This is a genomic window from Roseimarinus sediminis (genome assembly GCF_050433125.1).
Taxonomy (GTDB): Bacteria; Bacteroidota; Bacteroidia; order Bacteroidales; family Prolixibacteraceae; genus Roseimarinus; species Roseimarinus sediminis.
This window is the reverse complement of record NZ_JBNPXV010000006.1, coordinates 38,005-59,173: the sequence shown is the minus strand read 5'-3', so window position 1 is coordinate 59,173 and position 21,169 is coordinate 38,005. Positions and strand designations below refer to the sequence as shown.

Sequence of the window (21,169 nt, the reverse complement as noted above, 5' to 3'; positions counted from 1 at the left end):
AATTTGAAGCAAAATAGTTTGATCAAACATAAATTTTAGATTTTGAGAAGGCAGTTGGGATACATATTGCTCGTTTTGTCATTGCTGGTCTTCACACTGTGGTCGTGTGAGGATGACGGGTACATTTCATCGGACGATGCGCAATTAACCTTTTCGACTGACACTTTAATGTTTGATACCATTTTTACTACCATCGGCTCTACCACCAAATCATTCAGGGTCATCAATCCTCACAATCAGGCTATTTTAATATCAACAATAGCACTTGCCGGAGGAGATGAATCGGCCTATCGTCTGAACATCGATGGAGAAATGGCCAACGAGATGTACGACATCGAACTGGCAGCCAACGACAGCCTCTATATCTTTGTTGAGCTAACGGTCGATCCCAACGGCTCAAATCAGCCCATGATTGTTCAGGATTCGGTAATTTTCATAAGCAATACCAACAAACAGGACATTGATTTGATGGCCTGGGGCCAGGATTTTGTACCCATCGATGGTGAAATTCTGAATACTACCACCTGGACTGCCGAAAAACCTTATCTGGTTCATAATGTTGCCTGGGTCGACAGTGGACAGGTACTGAGCATTGAACCGGGTGCCCGCATCTTCTTTCACAAGGGGGCTGCTCTGGCTGTACTTGGTTCGGTGAGAGCGATTGGCACCAACAGCGACCCGATTATTTTTTCAGGCGACCGACTGGAAGCCATGTACGATGACATTCCTGATCAGTGGCACGGACTGCTGCTGTTCCCCAACGAAATGGAAAATGTGTTTGAAAATGTTGAAATCAAAAATGCAAAAATCGGACTTCAGGTAGGAACCATTGAATACGAAGGCCCGGCTTACGCCCGTTTGCATAATGTAAAAATCGAACACATGTCGTATGCCGGTATTTTTGCCATCAAGTCGCAAATTATTGCCAGCAATACGCTGGTTTCCGACTGTGGATTTTACGGCGTTACCCTGCTTGCCGGTGGAAACTACAGCTTCAATCATTGCACCATTGCCAACTACTGGGGCAGTTACTCCAACCGTCAGACACCCTCACTGGCCATTTCGAACCGGCTGATTGTAACCGAAGGAAATGATTCGATTGAATATACCGGCGACCTGGTTCAGGCCAGCTGGACCAATTCGATCATTTGGGGAAATCTTGAATCGGAAGTAGAATTTGGAATGAACAGCAACTACCTGTTTAACCACCAATTTGACCACTGCATTGTCCGAATGTCCGACAGTATCTTTACTGCACACAGCGAACAGATGAACGCTGTACAAAACAACATCGATCCTGAGTTCATGCTTCCTGCAGAATACAATTTTGAACTCGACACCCTATCGCCGGCCAAAGATGCCGGTAGTATTCAGTTTGGCGAACTGGTCCCACTCGATTTAATCAACCAGGCCCGTTTGAATGATGAAGCCCCCGATCTTGGTGTTTACGAGCGCATTGAAAAAGAAGAGGAAGATTAAACAATTCCTTCTTTTTGCTTTACTGCTTTGCCTTTCACTCTCTGCAAAACCCCAGGAAGACAAATTCCGCCTCATGTTCTACAATGTTGAAAATCTTTTCGACACCCACGACGACAGCCTTAAAAACGATGAAGAATTCCTGCCCCGGGGAGAACGCTACTGGAACAATGCAAAACTGAACAAAAAATTAAACCGGATTACACAGGTTGTACTTGCTGCAGGACAGGGAACCCTCCCTGTACTCATCGGAATGTGCGAAGTAGAAAATCACAGGGTACTCGAACAATTGCTTTATCAAACTCCGCTCCGCCAGCTTGGATACCGGCTTATTCATCGTGAATCGCCCGACAGGCGAGGCATCGATGTGGCGCTGATTTATTTGAATGATGTTTTTGTGCCACTAAGCTATCAAACCCTTGGTATTCACAACCAGCGCTTTCCCGACTTACGAACCCGCGACCTGCTCTATGTTAAAGGGCTGCTGGCCGGCGACACCCTGCACGTTTTTGTAAATCACTGGCCTTCGAAATATGGTGGCCTGCTTGAAACCAAACCCCTGCGTGCACTCACGGCCGAAACAGTCAGAACCGCAGTTGACAGTATTCTTAATTTGTATGTTGAAAGTAAAATTGTGCTGATGGGCGACTTTAACGATAGCCCCTTTGATGAAAGCATTCAAGATCATCTGGGTGCGCTCACTTCATGGCAAACGATTGATCAGCGCTGCATTTACAATATGGCTTTTCCCCTTGCCAATTCCGGAAAAGGCTCCTACAAATACCAGGGCAGCTGGTCGATGATCGATCAGATGATGGTCAGTGGTACATTGTTGCAAAGTAACAGTGGCTTATCTACTCATCCCGATCTTTTCAGCATCTTCAGTCCGGCCTTTCTGCTCGAAAGCGACAAGACTTATCTGGGAAACAAACCCTTCAGGACCTACATCGGCTTCAAGTACAACGATGGTTTCAGCGACCACCTGCCCGTACTGCTCGATCTTTACCGGCACAATCCTTAATCGGCTTTCTTTAGTCCAAGCTCTTCCCCTACTTTTTTCATGTAAGAAAAAGCTTCTTCGTAGTTATTGTGGATTTCACCTTCAAGGATGGCCTCCTTAATGGCCGATTTAATAAGACCCACTTCTTTGCAGGGTTGCAATGCAAAATACTCCATTATTTCTTCTCCTGTCACAGGTGGCTGAAAGTTACGAACCGCATCACGCTCTTCGATGTCTTTTAATTTTTGGCGCACGAGTGCGAAATTGGCCAGAAAAGTTTTCACCTTCACTTCGTTTTTCGAGGTAATATCGGCTTCACACAGCGTCATCAGCTGGTCAATATCGTCACCCGCTTCGAACAGTAAGCGGCGAACTGCCGAGTCGGTCACTTCATCTTCACTTAAAACAATGGGCCGCATGTGCAAATTGACCATCTTTTGCACAAACTTCATTTTTTCATTCAAAGGAAGTTTCAGTCGTTTAAAAATTCGGGGAGTTATTTTTGCGCCCAGATAATTGTGACCATGGAAAGTCCATCCCTGATTTTCGACATATTTCTTGGTAAGTGGTTTGGCGATGTCGTGTAAGAGTGCCGACCAGCGCAACCACAAATTATCACTATTGGGAGCCAGCTGATCGAGCACAGCCAGTGTATGATAAAAATTGTCCTTGTGCGCTACCCCGTTGACGACCTCCACTCCTTTCATTTTTGCGAGCTCGGGAAGAATCAGTTCGAGCAGGCCGGTGCTGTCCATCAGCTTAAAGCCAATCGACGGTTTGGGTGCCAGAATTACTTTATTGAGTTCATCTACAATGCGCTCTTTCGACACAATGTTCATCCGTTGTCCGTTTCTTTTGATTGCTTCGAGTGTTTCGTCATCAATACGGAATTTCAGCTGGGTGGCAAAGCGTATGGCACGCATCATTCGTAAAGGATCATCATCGAAGGTCAGATCAGGATCAAGCGGTGTTTTTATTAATTGCTGGTCGAGATGGGCCATGCCGCCAAAGGGATCGATCAAGTCGCCAAAAGTTGCATTGTTTAAACTAATGGCCATGGCATTGATGGTAAAGTCGCGCCGGTTTTGATCATCTTCCAATGTGCCCTCTTCGACAAGCGGTTTGCGGGAATCACGCTGATACGATTCCTTTCGTGCTCCCACAAATTCAAGATCAATGCCTTCGTATTTAAACTGGGCAGTGCCAAAGTTCTTAAATACATTCACCTTAATCGCCGGACTAAGTGCTTTTGCCACTTTGCGTGCCAGGGCAATTCCGCTTCCCATGGTAACAAAGTCAACATCCTTCGACGGACGCTCGAGCAGCAGATCGCGAACATAACCACCAATTACATAAGCATCCTGACCGAGGGCATCGGCCTGAGTTGCAACGGTAGTAAAAATCTTTGTGTTGATGTACTGTGAAAAATTTTGCATCAATTCAACTTATTTTCTTTGAACTGGTTCACCTTATTAATGTGTGACAAAAGTAACACAAAAAAATGATCAGCAAGCGTAAGTTTGCAATGTCAAAACTAATTACATGATTAGTTGTTTGAATAGTAAGTGAGTTAGAATAACAATTAAAATTTATAGATTATGTTAGAACATTTAACCCTCGACACATTTAAAGCAAAGGTATTCGACTTTGAAAACAATAAAGACTGGAAGTTCGAAGGGGACGCTCCATGTATTATTGACTTTTATGCCGACTGGTGCGGTCCATGTAAAATGGTAGCTCCTATTCTTGAAGAACTTCAGGAAGAATACGGTTCAAAATTGAATATCTATAAAGTAGACACGGAAGATCAGCGGGAGCTGGCTGCCATGTTCGGAATTCAGAGCATCCCATCGATGTTGTTTGTTCCTAAAGAAGGAAAACCTCAAATGGCAATGGGTGCCCTTCCAAAAGAAACTTTCGAACAGGCCTTCAAGGAAGTACTGGGAATTACCAAAGATTAACAAGCTAAATTCAATAAAAAATGCCTGCACGAGCAGGCATTTTTTATTTCACAATGTTTTCCAATTGCATCGCTCTCGATCCTTTCACGAGCACATACTTATTATCCCAGTGTGTAAAAGGTAGCTCGGCTTTTAACATTTCAATATTGCGATAACATTTGATGGAAGGCGGAACGGTGGCATTCATAAAATGTGCTCCAACCAGGTAAACTTCTGAGATCGCCTCGTGTTGTACCCAATCGGCGATGGACTGATGCTCTTCAGCTGCTTCATCGCCCAGTTCGAGCATGTCGCCCAACACAACAACCCTGGGCTGCACATTCATGGAGAAAAAATTACTCAGCGCGGCTTTCATGCTTGTTGGATTCGCATTGTAACAATCGAGGAAGAAAGTGGCCGTTCCCGTTCTCATGATTTGCGAGCGGTTATTTTGGGGTTGGTATGCCTCTATTCCTTTTTGTATCAGCAGGGGGTCGAGCTCAAAGAAAACCCCCAAACGTGCAGCAGCCAGTATATTTTCAAGATTATAGGCTCCGGTGAGTTGCGTTTTGATATAAAGCCAGCCTTTGGCAAAAAGTATCCCGGCTACCAGATAAAGATCATTGCTCACCAACTTGCCACGCAGCTGTACTTTTTCGCTTTCAACACCATAAGTATACTGCACCGCATTGTCTGCAGCCATTGGCTTCAAATGTTCGTTGTCGGAATTAATAAAAATTCCTTTTCCCTTGTCAGCAATGTATTGGTACAATTCACCTTTGGCTTTCTTTACCCCTTCGAACGAGCCAAAACCCTCGAGGTGTGCCTTGCCCACATTGGTTATTAAACCATAATCGGGTGCTGCGATGTTGCATAAAAAATCAATTTCACCCTGATGATTGGCCCCCATCTCAATGATGGCGATTTCGTGTGTCTTGTCGATTTGTAAGAGGGTAAGCGGAACACCAATGTGATTATTCAGATTGCCCGAAGTGGCCAGTACTTTGTATTTCTGACCAAGCACGGCAGTCACCAGTTCTTTGGTCGTTGTTTTACCGTTGGTTCCGGTAATGGCTATCACAGGCAATGACAGCTGCCTGCGATGATGCCTTGCCAGTTGCTGCAAGGTTTCGAGCACATCGTTTACAACAATACATTTTGCATTGGCTGCCAGACCGGGGCGATCAACCACTGCATACGACGCACCATCTTCGAGTGCCTTCAAAGCATAATCATTTCCATCGAAACGTTCACCCTTAAGAGCAAAAAACAGGCCGCCACTAGCTGCCTGCCTGCTATCGGTAAACACCCTGCCACTTTCAAGGTAGCTTTGATAAAGTTCTTCCATCTTCATGGTATAAAAATAAAAAATCCCGTTTAACAACGGGATTTTCTTTATTTTTTAATTTGAAGTACGCGGAGGCCCTAAGCGGGTCATGGCACATCGGAAGCCCAAATCGGATCTTGATTCTGCTTCCTCGAGATAACGGCGTGATCCGGGATTGAGCCAGTAGGCTCTGTCTCTCCACGAGCCACCCTTGTAAACCCTCACATGGTCGGTAATCATCGAATTAATGACTCCTTCGCGTTCATTTTGTATATACATTCTGCTGGTTGCCTCTGTACTGGCAGCCTGATTTTCCGGTTTGATGTCATTCCAGTTGCTGCCTTCAATCAATGCTGACTGATAATCGCCATCCTTGTAATTTCTGAAATCGGAGATGGTATCGACCACTGGTTGCCCAAATTCATTAAAGATGATGGCACCATCATCAGTCCGGCGGTATTCAGTAATCACATTTCCACGGAAAGGTTGGAATTCTTCTACATCCTGTGGTGAAAGCGGACGATAAACATCGGCGACCCATTCGTTCACATTGCCAGCCATACAATAAATACCATAATCATTGGGTTCGTAGGAGAACACATCGGCCGAGATGTCGGCACCATCGTTGAGTGCTCCTGCCATTCCCATCAGGTCGCCCCGTCCCCGGGTATAGTTGGCCCGCATTTTCCCTTTCATATCTTTATTCTCCTGACGAAGGTAGGTGCCTGACCATGGATACATCCGGCGTTCGGTGAGCAATTCGCCATCGGCTTCACCAATCAGCCCCAGTGCTGCATATTCCCACTCAGCTTCGGTAGGAAGCCTGTAGTTAGGAAGCAGGAGGCCGTTTTCCCAGCGAACCCGCTGATCATTTTCGCCATTTACTCCCTGATAATATCCCGAAAGATAACCTTCGGTGGTAAACACTTCGCTTCCCTGCTGGGTTGAATCGAGCGAAAGGTAACCATTTTCTATGAGCAGGTATTCGTTTACACGGTCGGTTCGCCACTTACAATAATCGGCTGCCTGTACCCAGTTTACCCCAACTACCGGATAAGTACTGTACGATGGATGACGAAGATAGTTATTGACATAAGGCTCATTGTAGGCCAGTTCACTTCTCCACACCAGGGTGTCAGGCGTTGCCTTCTCCACCTTGTCTGAATTTGGATAAACAGATCCAAGCCAGGCAAGATACTGGCGGTAATCGTAATTGGTTACTTCGGTTTCATCCATGTAAAACGATGCAACCGTTACCCTGCGGGGTTGATTGTCCCAATCGCCCAACACATCCTCATCGATACGGCCCATGATGAAAGTTCCCCCCTGAACAAAAACCAGTCCGGGGCCGGTTTGCTGCTCCAGAAATTCCGGATCAGTAAAACCAAAAACTTCCATATCGCTTTTCTCCCAACCGATCGTTCTTGAAGCCTCGCCTGAACCGCCACGGCCAGCATTTTTTGAATTATTACATGCTACCAGGCTGAATATCAAAACAATTAATAAGAATGACAATCGTCTCATTTTCCAAAATTATTACACGTTTTGCAACAAATATAACTAAAATGATCAATAGTTATTGTATGAAGAAAATTTCTTTACTTTCCAAACAGCCAATTGATCAGATTGCATGAACAAAATTAATATTTGTGCTTTTAAATCACTGTAGCTTGATAACGTTAATTTGAATTGGTTATTTTACCCTGCATAAAAATAAAGACCCTGAAATACTATTTTTAACGGAAAACCGTTTTTTACATGAAACGATTGAACGACGATGACTAAAATACTTTTTACCCTTGGCTTACTAATATGGATCTTTGGCAGTTTGCAGGCACAAGTAACTAAAAATGAATCGGTACTTGCCGAAGGAAAATGGTTTAAGCTGGCCACTACCGCCCAGGGCATTCATAAAATTACTTATTCGCAATTGCAGGCCTGGGGCATTAATTCACCTCAGCAGGTCGCTGTTTTTTCGAATGGCGGGCACATGTTGCCCAAATCAAACAGCGATTTTTATCCCGACGATCTGCATAAAATACCGGTCCTTCATCAAAAAGACAACAACAATAACGACTGTATATTTTTTTATTCTACCGGTACGGTAAAATGGAATTATCAGAAAAGTGATGCCCTTTATTTTCACAACAAGAATCCCTACGCTCGCAATACCTATTTTTTTATTACCTCCGACCAACCTGCTTCTCCGGCACCTGCCATCAAAGAAAGCCCGGACAAAGAAGCCGAAATTACAATCAGCACTTACGATCATTATCAGTTATACGAAGAGGACAACATCAACCTTTATCAATCGGGCATTTACTGGTACAGTGAAAAAATATACAACAACAGCAGCAAGGTGATCAATTTCAGCTTTCCCGATGCCATGAGTGGTCAGAAGGGAAAATTCATCTTATCGGCTACAGCCACCTCAAGCAGTCAGTCGGAGATGGGTGTTAAAATCAACAACACAGCGGCTGAATCGATGGTTATCCGCTCGATGTCGCTCGAAACTGCGCGGCCCTATAAAAAAAGCTATGAATTTTCTGCCACAAAAAATTTGAATGTAGAAGTCAGTTTCAAAGCGGCTTCTTCCAGTGGCGATTCCTGGCTCGATTTTATCTCAGTCTCCATGCCTTCGGCACTCACACTTAGCAAAGAACAACTGTTGTTTCGCAGTGGAGAAGCAATGAATTACGCGGCCGTCAACTACCACATATCGGGAGGGACCGGCGATGACTATGTTTGGGACCTTACCGACCCTTTGAATCCACTTCAGTTATCTTTCATCAACAACAATGGCATCCGTTTTACCGACCATGGACAAAGCCTTCACGAATATGTTGTTTTCAGGCCCTCGCGCGATGGTTTCCCCCAACCGGTATTTATTGGCGAAGTGGCCAATCAAAACCTGCACGGACTGCCCGATTACGACATGATTATCGTTTCGCACCCCGACTTCATGACTGCCTCGGAGAATCTGGCCGAATACCATCGCATCAGCGATCATTTTAAAGTACTGGTTGTTGATGTGAACCAGATTTACAATGAGTTTGGCTCGGGCCAGCCCGATCCGGCAGCCATTCGCAACCTGTTCCGATTCTTTTACCAGCGCAGCAAAAACAGCGACACCCCGCTGCGTTATGTGCTGCTAATGGGCGACGGATCGTACGACAACCGCGAATGGGGAAGCGGAATCCGTTTTATCCCAACCTACCAGTCGGAACACCTGAGCCTTTTTAACACCATCACCTCCGACGACTTCTTTGTACTTCTCGACGACGATGAAGGTGAGCTCAACGGCTACCTCGATCTTGGACTGGGGCGCATACCCTGTGGCACCTTGTCGGAGGCATTAACCGTGGTTGACAAAACCATTACCTATGCTTCGAGCGAAACGCTGGGAGACTGGCGCAATATGCTTACCTTTCTGGCCGACGATGAAGATGGCAACCTGTTTATGAATCAAACCGAACAATTAATTGAAATCATCAGGGAAACCCATCCCGAATTTTACAGTGAAAAAATCTACTTTGATGCCTATAAGCAGGTGAATACCTCGGGGGGCGAGCGCTATCCCGATGCAACTGCTGCCATCAAACGAAGGGTGGAAGACGGCACCCTGATACTGAACTATATTGGTCATGCCAATCCTTCGTCGCTGGCCGAAGAAGACGTTCTGCTCGAAAGCGACATCACCAGCTGGAGCAACAAAAACAAGTTTCCAATTTTTGTAACCGCCACCTGCGAGTTTACCCAGTTCGACTCCGACAAGAAATCGGCAGGCGAACATGTGATGTTTAACAATACAGGAGGCGGAGTGGCCCTGTTTTCAACCACCCGTAAAGTATATGCCTCCGATAATTTCAACCTGAGCAAACAGTTTTACAAGTATGCCTTCAGTCATGACGAAAACGGTGAAAACCGCCGGATGGGCGACATCATGTGTCTGGCCAAAGCAGAGCTAAGGGGCTACAACAAACGCAGTTTCTCCTTCTTTGGCGATCCTGCCATTAAAATGGCTTTCCCGAAATACAACGTGGTTTCAAGCACCATCAATGGCAATCCCATTGGCGACTCCATCACCATTGGAGCCCTCGAGAAAGTTACCATCGAAGGAGAAATACATGACAACTTCGGAGAAATCATCAATCAGTTTCATGGCCAGGTTGACATTACCGTGTACGACAAGGAACTGAATACACAGACCCTGGGCAACGATGGTTCAAAATTCGAATATCCTGTTCGCAGTAACATCATCTACAAGGGCATGAGTACCGTTAACGAGGGGCATTTTTCCTTTTCATTCATCGTCCCCAAGGACATTGCCTACAACACCGGAAGCGGCATGATTTATTACTACGTACAAAACGATACCATCGACGGTAACGGGGCCTTCGATTTGTTTAACATCGGCGGCTCGGGCAGTAATCCCGTGGTCGATAACAATCCTCCGGAAATGAGTCTCTACCTCAACAACGAAGACTTCAAATCAAACGATAAGGTTTCAACCAGTGCCCTGCTTATGGTCAATCTGTTTGACGAAAGTGGTATCAACACGGTGGGAACCGGCATTGGTCACGATGTGGTGGCCATTATCGACCACGACTATACCAATCCTATTGTACTCAACGATTTTTACACGGCCGAGCCCAACACCTACCAGCGGGGCAGCATCATCTATCCGCTAAGCAACCTTAGCCAGGGAGAACACCACATCATGGTAAAGGCATGGGACATACTCAACAATTCGGTGAGCGAAGAAATTTATTTTACAGTTGAAAATGAATTCAACATCAGCCAGGTAAGCAACTACCCCAACCCAATGCGTAGTTACACCAATTTTAACATTAAGCACAACCTGCCCGGCGAGTTATTTGAAACCCGCATCGAAATCTTCAACCTGAGAGGACAAAAAGTGAGTGAGCTAAGCCAAACCATCGGATCGTACGGCACCACGCAAAACACCATACACTGGGACATTGCCAACACCCGTGTACCCATTCAACACGAGAAAATGTTGATTTACCGGGTAACCCTTCAGAATAAAGAAGGTTTTATTGCCACCGGGGCCGGGAAACTTTTAATCGACAATTATTGACTCAACAATATGTGAACTTTCAAATCGTTATTCTATTTTTGACATCCAAATTATTAAGTATAAAATCAGATCATGAACCGTATTCTTGCAATTGTAATTTTATTTCTCTTAATAGCAACAAGGTATACACATGCCCAGTCGACAACCGGTGCCGGCGTCGTGAGCTCGGCAGTTCCGTTTCTGACCATTGCATCCGACTCGCGCGGAGGAGCCATGGGCGATGCAGGGGTTGCCAGTTTGCCCGACATCAATTCACAGTACTGGAACCCGGCCAAATATGCCTTTATCGAAAGCACATCAGGGGTGGCACTTTCGTACACTCCCTGGTTACGCAGCCTCGTAGGCGACATGAATCTGGCCTATCTGGTAGGCTATCACCAGCTCGACGAGCTGCAAACCATTTCGGGTAGTTTGCGCTACTTCGATCTGGGATCGATGGACTTTTATGACAATAGCGGAAATGCACTCAACAGCAGCAATCCCAACGAGTTTTCGCTCGACATGGCCTATGCGCTGAAACTTTCCGACAACTGGTCGGGATCGGTGGCCCTGCGCTACATCCTTTCCGATATTTATTCGGGGGCCAATTCGGTGCCCGGAACAACAACCACCGACCTCAGAGCAGGCAATGCCTTTGCTGCCGACGTTGCTTTCTTTTACAACAACACCTTCATTCGCCAGCGCAAGGAAACCAACATTGCCGGGGGTATCAACATTTCCAACATCGGATCGAAAATCTCCTACGATGGCGGAACCATCAAAGACTTTATCCCCACCAACCTGCGAATTGGCGGAGCCTATACCACCGAAATCGACAAATACAACAAAGTATCGTTTGCCCTCGACTTCAATAAACTACTGGTTCCTACGCCTCCTTTTGAAATGGAAGACGGCAAACCCGTATTTTCTAACCTGGGCAACCAGGATGTGGATCCGATTAAAGGAATCTTCCAGTCGTTTTCGGATGCGCCCGGAGGCTTTCAGGAAGAACTAAAGGAAATTACCATTTCGCTGGGGGCCGAATACTGGTACAACCAACAGTTTGCCGTTCGCGGAGGCTACTTCCACGAAAATGAAGACAAAGGAGACCGCAAGTACCTTACCTTTGGTGCCGGTTTAAAAATGAATGTGTTTTCCATCGACTTCTCCTATATTTACACCTTGTCGAGAACCAGTCCGCTGGAAAACACACTGCGTTTCACCCTTGGTTTCGACCTGGAGAATTTCAGGGATCAGGGCAGAAGATAATACGATGCAAATCAGAATTGGACACGGATACGATGTGCACGCCCTGGCCGAAGGAGAAAGCCTTTGGCTGGGGGGCATTTCCATCCCCCATCATCAGGGAACCATCGCCCATTCCGACGGCGATGTACTCATCCACGCCATTTGCGATGCCCTGCTGGGCGCCCTTGCCCTTGGCGACGTTGGCCAACACTTTCCCGATACCCATTCCGACTTTAAGAACATCGACAGCAAAATACTGCTGGCGAAGTGCCATGAACTGATCAAAGCAGCGGGCTACCACATTGTCAACATCGATTCGACGCTTGCAGCCCAGCAACCCAAACTAAAAGACTACATCGTGCCCATGCGCGAAAAGCTGGCCGAAACCCTTCATGTAGAAGCTGAAAGAATTTCAGTTAAGGCAACCACCACCGAAAAACTGGGTTTTGTAGGTCGTGAAGAAGGCATTGAAGCTCATGCCGTGGTTTTACTCGAAAAGCAGTAGCAGCCTGCAACTTTCCTTACTTACGTTTCAACACGGCCGATACCGGAAAATGATCGGAGTACTCGGCACGGTGCCGTTCGTAGCTCACGGCTTCAAATTCATTGGAATAAAGAATGTAATCGATTCGATAAGGCGGAAGTTTTCCCCGGTAAGTGTTTGAAATCCCCTGTCCGGCTGCTACAAAAGCATCGTTCAACTTCGAACTGATGGTATTGTAGGTATACGAAATGGGTGTATCGTTGAAGTCGCCGCATACAATTAAAGGATAACGACATGCATCGATGTGTTCTTTCAGCTCGACCACCTGCGCAGCCCGCCGCCTGTTGGCATCGCGCAGTTTAAGCCCGAGTAATTTTACTTCGTTTAACTGTTCATTCCTGAAATCGAGGCTGTCGATAATCGAATACTCTTCGGTTCGTATGCCAAACGACTGCAAATGGCAGTTGTAGATTCTCAGGGTGTCTTCGCCCGTATATACGTCGGTATAAATCACCATGTTGTTGCTTCCTTCGAAACGGATTTCACCCATGTTCACAATCGGGAAACGGGTAAAGGTTACAGGGCCGCTCCACTGGCTTTGATGCGCCAGTTGAACATGTTTGATTCCGGGGAATTTCGTTTTGAGTCTGACCGGATTAAGCACACCGGTTTTCTGCAGCTTCGTTTCCTGCAAACAAATAATGTCGGCATCCTGCATGGCAATAAAATCGAGTATGTCGGGCTTGTCTTCCTTCTCCTCGAGAAAAGAGTAAAAACTCATCACATTGTAGCTCAGTACCCGAATTCCATCTTCAGCAGGCGAATGCTTACCCATCAGCTGAAAATATTGCGCATGCATTCCTGCTCCTGCCCCGACACATAGCAGCGATAAGAAAAGATAGCGCCAGCTTACAATAAGCCAGAAAACAATGAAAGAAAGATTCAGCAAGAGCAGATAGGGATAAGCGAGCCCGAGCAACGAAGGCCACCAGAAGCTGCCCGGATTGATTCCAGGTACAAAATAACAGGCTGCCAGCAGGAACACCAGCAACAGGTTAAGCGAAAGCAAAAGGTATTTAACAAGTTTTCTCAAGGGCTTACCCGTTTTTGTGATGCTCAAATATACAAACTCGCTGCCTGATTCGGAAAGAACTTTCATTTTCTTGACCAGACCAGGATTAATATCGGCTGACTACATTTTATGTTTTTTAGCTATTAATCATCGTAGGTTAAACTTTCGTCCTTGACTAATAGAAATTAAACAAAAAATCTGCTGATGTTTTCATGATATTATCTGAAGAACTAATTCAATCTCAGAAACGATGCTTACCATTTTAAAAATCGCACTTACGTTTTTACCATTTCGTGCTTACGTTTTTGAAAATGATGCGCATCGTTTTTGATTTTTCCTCGGTGAAAATACGATCGACTTCCATCGAAAAATTTAATTGCCTGAACTGCATCTGCTTGCCTGCATCGCTGATCAGCCAAAGCCTGATGGGTGAAGCGGTATCGCTTTCAACACGCTCAGATTGGGAGGAGCAGACAACAACAACATTTCAACTTTTCCAACTTTTCGAACATCCTTCATTCATCCACTGCTCGTTTCACAAAAATATGCGACATTTGCAAAAAATTTCATAATGAGGACAAAAGGAAAAAGAAATACTACGGGGAGGAAGAAAGGGCCCGAAAGAAACCAGCCCGATAACAAGGGGCGTATGCGACGCAACGACAAGCAGAAGGCATTAGAAAATAAGCAGGAAAAAGAAATGTCGGCCGAAGACAAAACAAATAAACCCGGAAGAACAAAGCCTGACAGACCAGGCAGGGCAAAGACGGATCAACCCGGAAGAACAAGAACGGAAAGACCTGATGGAAAATCGGGCAGAACAAGGAATGACAAAACTGACAGATCAAGATCCGAAAGACCTGACAAATCAGGACCTGACAGAACAAGAAGGGAACGACCTTCGAGACCAGCCCGCAAAGCCGGCAACAGCGACATGATGCGCCTCAATCGTTTTCTGGCCAATTCGGGTGTTTGCTCACGACGCGAAGCCGACAAGTACATCGAATCGGGCTGCGTAACCGTTAATGGCAAGGTGGTGTCAGAACTGGGATCGAAAGTTTCGCTCAGCGACGAAGTAAAGTTCAGCGGACAAACCCTGAACCCGCAACGCAAAGTGTATCTTCTGCTGAACAAGCCGCGTGGCTTTGTCACCACTACCGATGATCCGCAGGAGCGCAAAACGGTCATGCACCTGGTTGAAAACGCCTGTAGCGAACGCATTTATCCTGTTGGCCGCCTCGACAAGGAAACTTCGGGCGTATTGCTCTTCACCAATGACGGCGACCTTTCGAAAAAGCTGACCCACCCGAGCCATCAGAAAAAGAAAATTTATCATGTACACCTCGACAAGCCGCTGACAAAAAATCACCTGCTCGAGATTGCGCAGGGCTTTGAGCTCGAAGACGGCTTTATTGCAGCCGATGCCATCAGTTATGTAAAAGAAGACGACAAACATCAGGTGGGCATCGAAATCCACTCGGGACGCAACCGCATTGTACGACGTATTTTTGCTCACCTGGGCTATGAGGTGAAAAAGCTCGACCGCGTTTACTTTGCCGGGCTCACAAAGAAAAACCTGCCCCGGGGGAAATCGCGTTTTCTTACACAGAGTGAAATCAATCAGTTAAAAATGCAGTAAGTTTGTAATGAAAAGCTAAACTTCCAGACCAATCAGGAGCGCATAATGGACAACGATGCTTTCTTAGATATCATTACCGGAAACCAGGGAATCATCCACAAGGTGTGTGGCATTTATTGCGACACCCCGGAGGACCGTGAGGACCTGTTTCAGGAGATTGTGGCTCAGTTATGGCGCTCATTCCCAACATTCAGGGAAGAATCGAAGGTTTCGACCTGGATGTACAGGGTAGCGCTCAATACGGCCATAACCCATTTTAAGAAAGACAAACGCCGGCCCGACCGCGATCGCTTCGATCAGAGCAATTTTCAGCTTGTCGACGTCAAGTACGACGATGCTTACGAAGAAAATCTGAAACTGCTCCATCAGGCCATCTCCAAACTGACCGGCATCGAGAAATCGATTGTGCTGCTTTATCTCGAAGAAAAGAAATACGACGAGATTGCCGACATTGTTGGCATTACACAGAATTACGTGAGGGTGAAAATGAATCGCATCAAGGCGAAACTTAAGAAACTGATGGGGGAAAGTTAATGGAACTGGATCAATTAAAATCGGCATGGAATAAGCTTTCTTCCGAAAATAAAGAAGTGCTTGCTGAAGATCAGATAAAAAAAATACTAAGCAGGCGTACCTTAAATATTTCGGAAAAAATAGCACGAAACATCCGCATTGGGATGATCATTATTTTTACCTGGGTGGCACTGGGAATCACGGTCGACCTGTTATCGTCGCCCCTGTTGGGCAAGATGCTCGACAAACCTTACCTGAGCCATGAACTGATGTTTTGGGCCTTCCTTGTCGACATGCTCATCTACCTCTTGATAATTGCCACGCTGCTTGTTTTCTGGATTCAATACAATAAAATTGAGAAAAGCAAACACGAAAGCTACGACCTGAGAAACAACATTCAACGCCTCATTAGCGTACTCAGCTCGTATAAACGCATGTTTTATATCGTATTGTGGATTGTTCTTTTCTATGTTGCGGCCGCTTTCTCTACCGGCTTCTTTATGGAATACAGTCATCAGGCCAAAAGCTCGGGACTTCGTTTTCAGGAAATGAATCCCCTGGCCCTGGTTATCGTAATCGTAATTTTCTTATTCAGCCTGGGGGTGCTGGCCGGCATTTATTACCTTCTTTTTAACATTTTCTTTAAACGCCTTTACGGACAATATCTTACCCAGCTCAGAGGCACACTTCGCGAGCTCGACGATCCGGATCAAAGCGGACAATAGCCTCTTATTTTGTTTTGCCGTTAAAAAGCATTTACTTTGTCGCAACGATTCAAGTCCAGGGGGTGCCTTCACAGGCTGAGATCATACCCTTTGAACCTGATCCGGGTAATGCCGGCGAAGGAAGGCGAATTTTCTTTTAAACACTTTCCTCTTCCTTTTATGGCAGCCATTGACCAACTCAGCAGGCAACTGCGAAGCTGGGATACGTTCTGTTACTAAATTTCATTATTCACACAATGGGGTGCCCAAAATGCATAAAAGCAACGGGCTGAGATCAAACCCTCTGAACCTGATACGGCTAATACCGTCGAAGGGAAGGTGTTACAGGACCATCGTCCTGCCTCATTGGTTATGTTTATTAACCATTTAATTGATTACAACATGCGATTTATTTTTTTAGTACTGGCCATTTTAACAGCCGGAACTGTAGCTGCCCAGTTGCAGCTGAAGGGCAAAGTTTCTACTGCCGACAATCAGCCCCTGCCCGGAGCAACCGTCCGAATTGAGGGGAGCACGCTGGGAACCGTTACCGACCCACAGGGCTTGTTTTCCCTGGCCCCGCTTACACCCGGAAGGGTACAACTCGAAGTATCGTTCATTGGTTACGAAACCATTAAGCAGGAACTTCTCCTGCGCAACGACACCACGCTTGCCTTCACCCTGCACGAGGAAGCCGTGCTAACCGAAGAGGTATTTGTTTATGCCACCAGGGCCGGCTCCTCTACCCCGGTTACTTCTACCAGGGTTGAAAAGGCAGCACTTGAGCAACGCAACCTCGGACAGGACATTCCCTACCTGCTGAACACCACGCCTTCCTTTGTTTCTACTTCGGATGCCGGAACGGGCATTGGCTACACCGGTTTCCGCATCAGGGGAACCGATGCCAACCGCATCAACGTCAGCATCAACGGCGTACCGGTGAACGATGCCGAATCGCACGGCGTATTCTGGGTGAACATGCCCGACTTTGGCTCCTCCATCGAAAGTGTGCAGGTACAACGCGGTGTGGGCACCTCGACCAACGGGGCTGCAGCCTTTGGGGGAACCATTAACATGCAGACCAATACGCTCCGGAAAGAAGCCTATGCCGAATACAACGGAGCAGCCGGTTCCTTCTCAACCTTTAAAAATACCGTAAGCATCGGTTCGGGACTCATCAATGAGCATTTCAGTTTCGATGCCCGCCTGTCGAAAATTACCACCGACGGTTTTATCGATCGTGCCTGGTCCGACCTGAAATCGTTCTTCGTTTCGGGTGGCTACTATGCAGGCAACACCATCATAAAGGTGAACATCTTTTCGGGGATCGAAAAAACCTATCAGGCCTGGAATGGCGTTCCCAAAGTTCGACTCAACAACGACATGGAAGGCATGCAGCGCTATGAAGATCATTGGCTTTACAGTCCCCGCCAAACCAGCGAGATGATCAATTCGGATGCACGTACCTACAACCTATACACCTACGAAAACGAAACCGACAACTACCAGCAGGATCACTACCAGCTGCTGTTCAGCCACCAGTTTGGCGACTACATCAATTTCAATACCGCTTTGCATTATACCTATGGCCGCGGCTACTATGAGCAATTCCGCGAGGACGATGATTTTGAAGACTATGGCCTCGACAATGTTGTTACAGGCAGCGACACCATCACCTCGACCGACCTGGTAAGGCAGAAATGGCTCGACAACGATTTTTACGGTGCCACCTTCTCCCTTTCGTATCTGAAAGAAAAAGTCGACTTCACCCTGGGTGGCGGATGGAACCGTTATCAAGGACGTCATTTCGGAAACATTACCTGGGCCCAATTTTTAGGTACTACCGAAAAGGATTTTGAATGGTACAACAATACAGGTATCAAAAGCGACTTTAATGTATACGGAAAACTCAACTATCGTTTGAGTGCCGCTTTCAACCTGTATGCTGACCTTCAGTACCGCAACATCATGTACAGCATCGATGGAATGGACGACGATTTCCGCGACCTGACCCAGGATCACGACTACGACTTCATCAATCCCAAACTGGGCCTGTATTATGCACCATCGGCCAGCAGCAGTGCTTACCTTTCGTGGGCGGTGGGGCACCGCGAACCCAGTCGTACCACACTGGTCGATACCGACAGCGACATGAGCGAACCGCGCCCCGAAACCCTGAACGACTTTGAAGCCGGGTACAAATATACCGACAACAGGCTCTCGGCAGGGGTCAATATTTACTACATGCTGTACGACGATCAGCTGATTCTTACAGGAGAGATCAACGATGTGGGCTCGCCCATCCTGGTGAACGTCGACAACAGTTACCGTGCAGGCCTTGAGCTGGTAGCCGGTGCCCGGCTGCTGCCCAACCTGAAATGGGAAGCCAATGCTACCCTGAGCAGGAACGAGATCTCCAATTTCACCGAATATGTCGACAACTGGGACGAAGGAGGACAAAGTGCCTTTGAGCACGGCAACACCACCATTGCCTTTTCTCCCTCGCTCATTGCCAATAGCATGCTGAGCTACGAAGCGGTGAAGCATCTTGAGCTGAATCTCATTTCGCAATACGTGGGCAAACAGTACATCGACAACAGTGCCAGTTCGGCCCGCATGCTCAATGCCTATCTGGTGAACAACCTTGGAATTACTTACTCGCTATTCCCGCAAAAAATAAAAGAAATACAATTTACCCTGCTGATAAACAACCTGCTGAATGCCGAATATGAAACCAATGCCTGGGTCTATTCCTATATTCTGGGCGGCGAACGCTACGAAATGGACGGCTACTTCCCGCAGGCAGGAATCAACTTCCTGGCAGGAATCAACATCCGCTTTTAAGCCTGCTTCGTTAAGCATTTGAAGATAAGAAGTCCGGTTGCAGTGCATCCGGGCTTTTTTAATGGCTCTTTTTCACCCTTCTTCTTGTGTTTTAAAACATAAAGTGCATTTTTTTTGAAAAAACAGGGTAACCTTTTAATACCAAAAGGAATAAACAGACAGATAACTTAAGGTGAAGTCTTGGTCGATTACGATACCGGAGAAAATGATGAAGGAGGTTCATCCCTTGATTTCAGTGATAACAATTCACCGGGCAGTACCGGTGTTGGCACACCAACACCAATCGATCGTGGCGATGGCGGCAGAAGTGGACCGGCACTTTCTGAGACTCCTGATCAACTTCCCACTTCAGTGCCCGATACAAGCGACCTCGAAATCAACTGCAACTGTACAGTCCTGTGCCCGGTTTGTGATGGCTGTCTTGCAACCGACCTGCCCAAAGGATGTGAACCGTGTAGTTGCCCTGATGCACCTGACAAAATAGATTTGTGTTCAGGAGGACAAGCAGGATTGATGAGCATATTACAATGGTTTGAACATATTTGTAATTTAGTATCGATAAAAAGTGATATAAATGTGCGTACCGCAGACCTTGTTGATATAAATAATTGTTTAAGCACCGGAGGTACAGCAGGAGCTTATAAAAATGGTGATGGATACATAAATGGCGTCTATGTGATGTGGCAGGTAAGTTATGCTGGATATCCGGACACAGATCAATATTTGATTTTTAATACGACAGATGAACCAGGCTACTATAGAGCAAATCTAAAGTATCTTGGGGAAAACGGACAACCAGGGATTACGCTGGTTTTCAAATCCGATTTGGATCGTAAAAATATAATACGTGAAATTCCATGTTTTAATTAAATAGAAAGAAAATGAAAAAACAAATTGGAATAATAATAATAATAATTGGTTTATACATTTTTATTTCATGCAATAAAGCAGATTTAAGTACTTCTGGTTTAAAGTTTGTTAAGGAGAATTATCCTCTAATACCTATTGAAAATTTAGAGTTAGCGGTAAAAGACACCATGCCTATGGTAGGAGTGCCTCACGTTGGATTGGTTTATGTCGATACTATTGATGGTTTAAAAGCAGCACAATTAAGTGTTGATTACTTTCCAGAAAAAGATTCTTTTGTTTTATATGGATATGATCAACATTGGATTGACGGTAAGAATAAATACTATTTACGTATTAAAAATGACACAACTGGTTTTTTCAGAGAAAATCTTGAAACCAATGAAATTTTCTTTTACATTGGAGAATATGCTTTTCAAAGAACACAAAACGAGGTTGCATTGAAAGCCTTTGGTGATACAACGGTCAAAGATGAGATCATTTATTACGACCTTCACCGCGATTCGCTTCGCAAAGTAAGGGGTAATAAGCTGCCGCCTTTACCTGCGCCAACTGAGGAAGAGCGGAAAAGATGGGAAGAGATGCAAAATGAATAATATTAAATAACGCTGACAGGCATTAAAACCCTGTCAGCGTTTTAACTGCGAACCCACAGCTGCACCTTCAAACTTTTGCTCCATTTCCGGCAGAGAACGATTTGAAAATTCTCACAGCACTAAAATATTTTCTCACAGCAGAAAAATAAATTCTCACCTTAGGAAATCAGTTGAGCCACCTTACATCTTTTCTAAGCACCTTTCTTCAATGACCATTGACCTGCGTAGAGACGCACTATAGTGCGTCTCTACTGTGCGTCTCTACTGTGCGTCTTTACTCCTTCCCTATCAATCAACAATCTAAAATCGTTTTAAATTACAAATAAACAACACACACCTGTTTTTTTTTGTACTTTGAACATTAAATAATCGCATTACA

16 protein-coding genes and 2 riboswitches are annotated in these 21,169 nt (G+C 45.8%); of the genes, 12 read left to right on the top strand and 4 right to left on the bottom strand.

The window, feature by feature from the left end; all coding sequences use genetic code 11:
- The first annotated feature begins 42 nt into the window (after window positions 1-42).
- Together FHS86_RS09165 and FHS86_RS09160 are read left to right on the top strand one after the other, a co-directional pair.
- Window positions 43-1,479, top strand: a complete 1,437-nt coding sequence (locus FHS86_RS09165; RefSeq protein WP_429412709.1) for a hypothetical protein — start codon at window positions 43-45, stop codon at window positions 1,477-1,479.
- 73 nt (window positions 1,480-1,552) lie between these two features.
- Window positions 1,553-2,497 carry an endonuclease/exonuclease/phosphatase family protein gene (locus FHS86_RS09160; protein WP_429412708.1) on the top strand — a complete coding sequence of 315 codons (945 nt, stop codon included), beginning with the start codon at window positions 1,553-1,555 and terminating at the stop codon, window positions 2,495-2,497.
- Here the strand turns inward: FHS86_RS09160 and FHS86_RS09155 are convergent.
- Complete coding sequence (locus FHS86_RS09155) at window positions 2,494-3,912, bottom strand: CCA tRNA nucleotidyltransferase (RefSeq protein ID WP_429412707.1); 1,419 nt, start codon at window positions 3,910-3,912, stop codon at window positions 2,494-2,496. The two genes, FHS86_RS09160 and FHS86_RS09155, sit on opposite strands and share 4 nt — an antisense overlap.
- 162 nt (window positions 3,913-4,074) lie before the next feature.
- Between FHS86_RS09155 and trxA the strand changes: the two genes are divergently transcribed.
- Window positions 4,075-4,437, top strand: a complete 363-nt coding sequence (gene trxA / locus FHS86_RS09150; protein ID WP_429412706.1) for a thioredoxin — start codon at window positions 4,075-4,077, stop codon at window positions 4,435-4,437.
- Between the two features lie 43 nt (window positions 4,438-4,480).
- Here the strand turns inward: trxA and FHS86_RS09145 are convergent, their stop codons facing one another.
- Window positions 4,481-5,770, bottom strand: a complete 1,290-nt coding sequence (locus FHS86_RS09145; RefSeq protein ID WP_429412705.1) for a UDP-N-acetylmuramoyl-tripeptide--D-alanyl-D-alanine ligase — start codon at window positions 5,768-5,770, stop codon at window positions 4,481-4,483.
- A gap of 48 nt (window positions 5,771-5,818) precedes the next feature.
- On the bottom strand, window positions 5,819-7,267 hold the full coding sequence (locus tag FHS86_RS09140) for an SUMF1/EgtB/PvdO family nonheme iron enzyme (protein WP_429412704.1): 1,449 nt from the start codon (window positions 7,265-7,267) through the stop codon (window positions 5,819-5,821).
- A gap of 253 nt (window positions 7,268-7,520) precedes the next feature.
- Between FHS86_RS09140 and porU the strand changes: the two genes are divergently transcribed.
- The 3 genes from porU (at window position 7,521) to ispF (ending at window position 12,576) form a co-directional block, all read left to right on the top strand.
- A complete protein-coding gene (gene porU / locus FHS86_RS09135) occupies window positions 7,521-10,844 on the top strand; it encodes a type IX secretion system sortase PorU (protein WP_429412703.1) in 3,324 nt (1,107 codons plus the stop codon).
- A 72-nt stretch (window positions 10,845-10,916) separates the two neighbouring features.
- On the top strand, window positions 10,917-12,092 hold the full coding sequence (gene porV, locus FHS86_RS09130) for a type IX secretion system outer membrane channel protein PorV (RefSeq protein ID WP_429412702.1): 1,176 nt from the start codon (window positions 10,917-10,919) through the stop codon (window positions 12,090-12,092).
- Between the two features lie 4 nt (window positions 12,093-12,096).
- Complete coding sequence (gene ispF, locus FHS86_RS09125) at window positions 12,097-12,576, top strand: 2-C-methyl-D-erythritol 2,4-cyclodiphosphate synthase (RefSeq protein ID WP_429412701.1); 480 nt, start codon at window positions 12,097-12,099, stop codon at window positions 12,574-12,576.
- Between the two features lie 16 nt (window positions 12,577-12,592).
- Here ispF and FHS86_RS09120 read toward each other — a convergent pair whose 3' ends face one another.
- The gene (locus FHS86_RS09120) at window positions 12,593-13,648 is read right to left on the bottom strand and encodes an endonuclease/exonuclease/phosphatase family protein (protein WP_429412700.1); all 1,056 of its coding nucleotides are present in this window, start codon (window positions 13,646-13,648) and stop codon (window positions 12,593-12,595) included.
- A 550-nt stretch (window positions 13,649-14,198) separates the two neighbouring features.
- Between FHS86_RS09120 and FHS86_RS09115 the strand changes: the two genes are divergently transcribed.
- The 6 genes from FHS86_RS09115 (at window position 14,199) to FHS86_RS09090 (ending at window position 20,790) form a co-directional block, all read left to right on the top strand.
- Window positions 14,199-15,266 carry a pseudouridine synthase gene (locus FHS86_RS09115; RefSeq protein ID WP_429412699.1) on the top strand — a complete coding sequence of 356 codons (1,068 nt, stop codon included), beginning with the start codon at window positions 14,199-14,201 and terminating at the stop codon, window positions 15,264-15,266.
- A gap of 45 nt (window positions 15,267-15,311) precedes the next feature.
- Complete coding sequence (locus FHS86_RS09110) at window positions 15,312-15,800, top strand: RNA polymerase sigma factor (protein WP_429412698.1); 489 nt, start codon at window positions 15,312-15,314, stop codon at window positions 15,798-15,800.
- Window positions 15,800-16,504, top strand: a complete 705-nt coding sequence (locus FHS86_RS09105; protein WP_429412697.1) for a hypothetical protein — start codon at window positions 15,800-15,802, stop codon at window positions 16,502-16,504. Before FHS86_RS09110 ends, FHS86_RS09105 begins: the two co-directional genes overlap by 1 nt.
- Before the next feature lie 48 nt (window positions 16,505-16,552).
- Window positions 16,553-16,644, top strand: a riboswitch (TPP riboswitch).
- Between the two features lie 87 nt (window positions 16,645-16,731).
- A riboswitch (TPP riboswitch) is annotated at window positions 16,732-16,837 on the top strand.
- 48 nt (window positions 16,838-16,885) lie between these two features.
- Entirely contained in the window at window positions 16,886-19,327 is a 2,442-nt protein-coding gene (locus FHS86_RS09100; RefSeq protein ID WP_429412696.1) for a TonB-dependent receptor, read from the top strand.
- 180 nt (window positions 19,328-19,507) lie between these two features.
- Window positions 19,508-20,197, top strand: coding sequence for a hypothetical protein (locus FHS86_RS09095; protein ID WP_429412695.1), 690 nt, complete (start codon window positions 19,508-19,510; stop codon window positions 20,195-20,197).
- Window positions 20,198-20,208: 11 nt separating this feature from the next.
- Window positions 20,209-20,790: a hypothetical protein gene (locus tag FHS86_RS09090; protein WP_429412694.1), complete on the top strand. Its 582-nt coding sequence runs from the start codon at window positions 20,209-20,211 to the stop codon at window positions 20,788-20,790.
- The last annotated feature ends 379 nt before the right edge of the window (window positions 20,791-21,169 follow it).

Excerpts from the sequence above, each read along its gene's own strand:
- FHS86_RS09160 (WP_429412708.1), top strand. The coding sequence starts at position 1,553 with ATGTTCTACAATGTTGAAAATCTTTTCGACACCCACGACGACAGCCTT.
- FHS86_RS09155 (WP_429412707.1), bottom strand. The coding sequence starts at position 3,912 with ATGCAAAATTTTTCACAGTACATCAACACAAAGATTTTTACTACCGTT.
- trxA (WP_429412706.1), top strand. The coding sequence starts at position 4,075 with ATGTTAGAACATTTAACCCTCGACACATTTAAAGCAAAGGTATTCGAC.
- FHS86_RS09145 (WP_429412705.1), bottom strand. The coding sequence starts at position 5,770 with ATGAAGATGGAAGAACTTTATCAAAGCTACCTTGAAAGTGGCAGGGTG.
- FHS86_RS09140 (WP_429412704.1), bottom strand. The coding sequence starts at position 7,267 with ATGAGACGATTGTCATTCTTATTAATTGTTTTGATATTCAGCCTGGTA.
- porU (WP_429412703.1), top strand. The coding sequence starts at position 7,521 with ATGACTAAAATACTTTTTACCCTTGGCTTACTAATATGGATCTTTGGC.
- porV (WP_429412702.1), top strand. The coding sequence starts at position 10,917 with ATGAACCGTATTCTTGCAATTGTAATTTTATTTCTCTTAATAGCAACA.
- ispF (WP_429412701.1), top strand. The coding sequence starts at position 12,097 with ATGCAAATCAGAATTGGACACGGATACGATGTGCACGCCCTGGCCGAA.
- FHS86_RS09115 (WP_429412699.1), top strand. The coding sequence starts at position 14,199 with ATGAGGACAAAAGGAAAAAGAAATACTACGGGGAGGAAGAAAGGGCCC.
- FHS86_RS09110 (WP_429412698.1), top strand. The coding sequence starts at position 15,312 with ATGGACAACGATGCTTTCTTAGATATCATTACCGGAAACCAGGGAATC.
- FHS86_RS09105 (WP_429412697.1), top strand. The coding sequence starts at position 15,800 with ATGGAACTGGATCAATTAAAATCGGCATGGAATAAGCTTTCTTCCGAA.
- FHS86_RS09100 (WP_429412696.1), top strand. The coding sequence starts at position 16,886 with ATGCGATTTATTTTTTTAGTACTGGCCATTTTAACAGCCGGAACTGTA.
- FHS86_RS09090 (WP_429412694.1), top strand. The coding sequence starts at position 20,209 with ATGAAAAAACAAATTGGAATAATAATAATAATAATTGGTTTATACATT.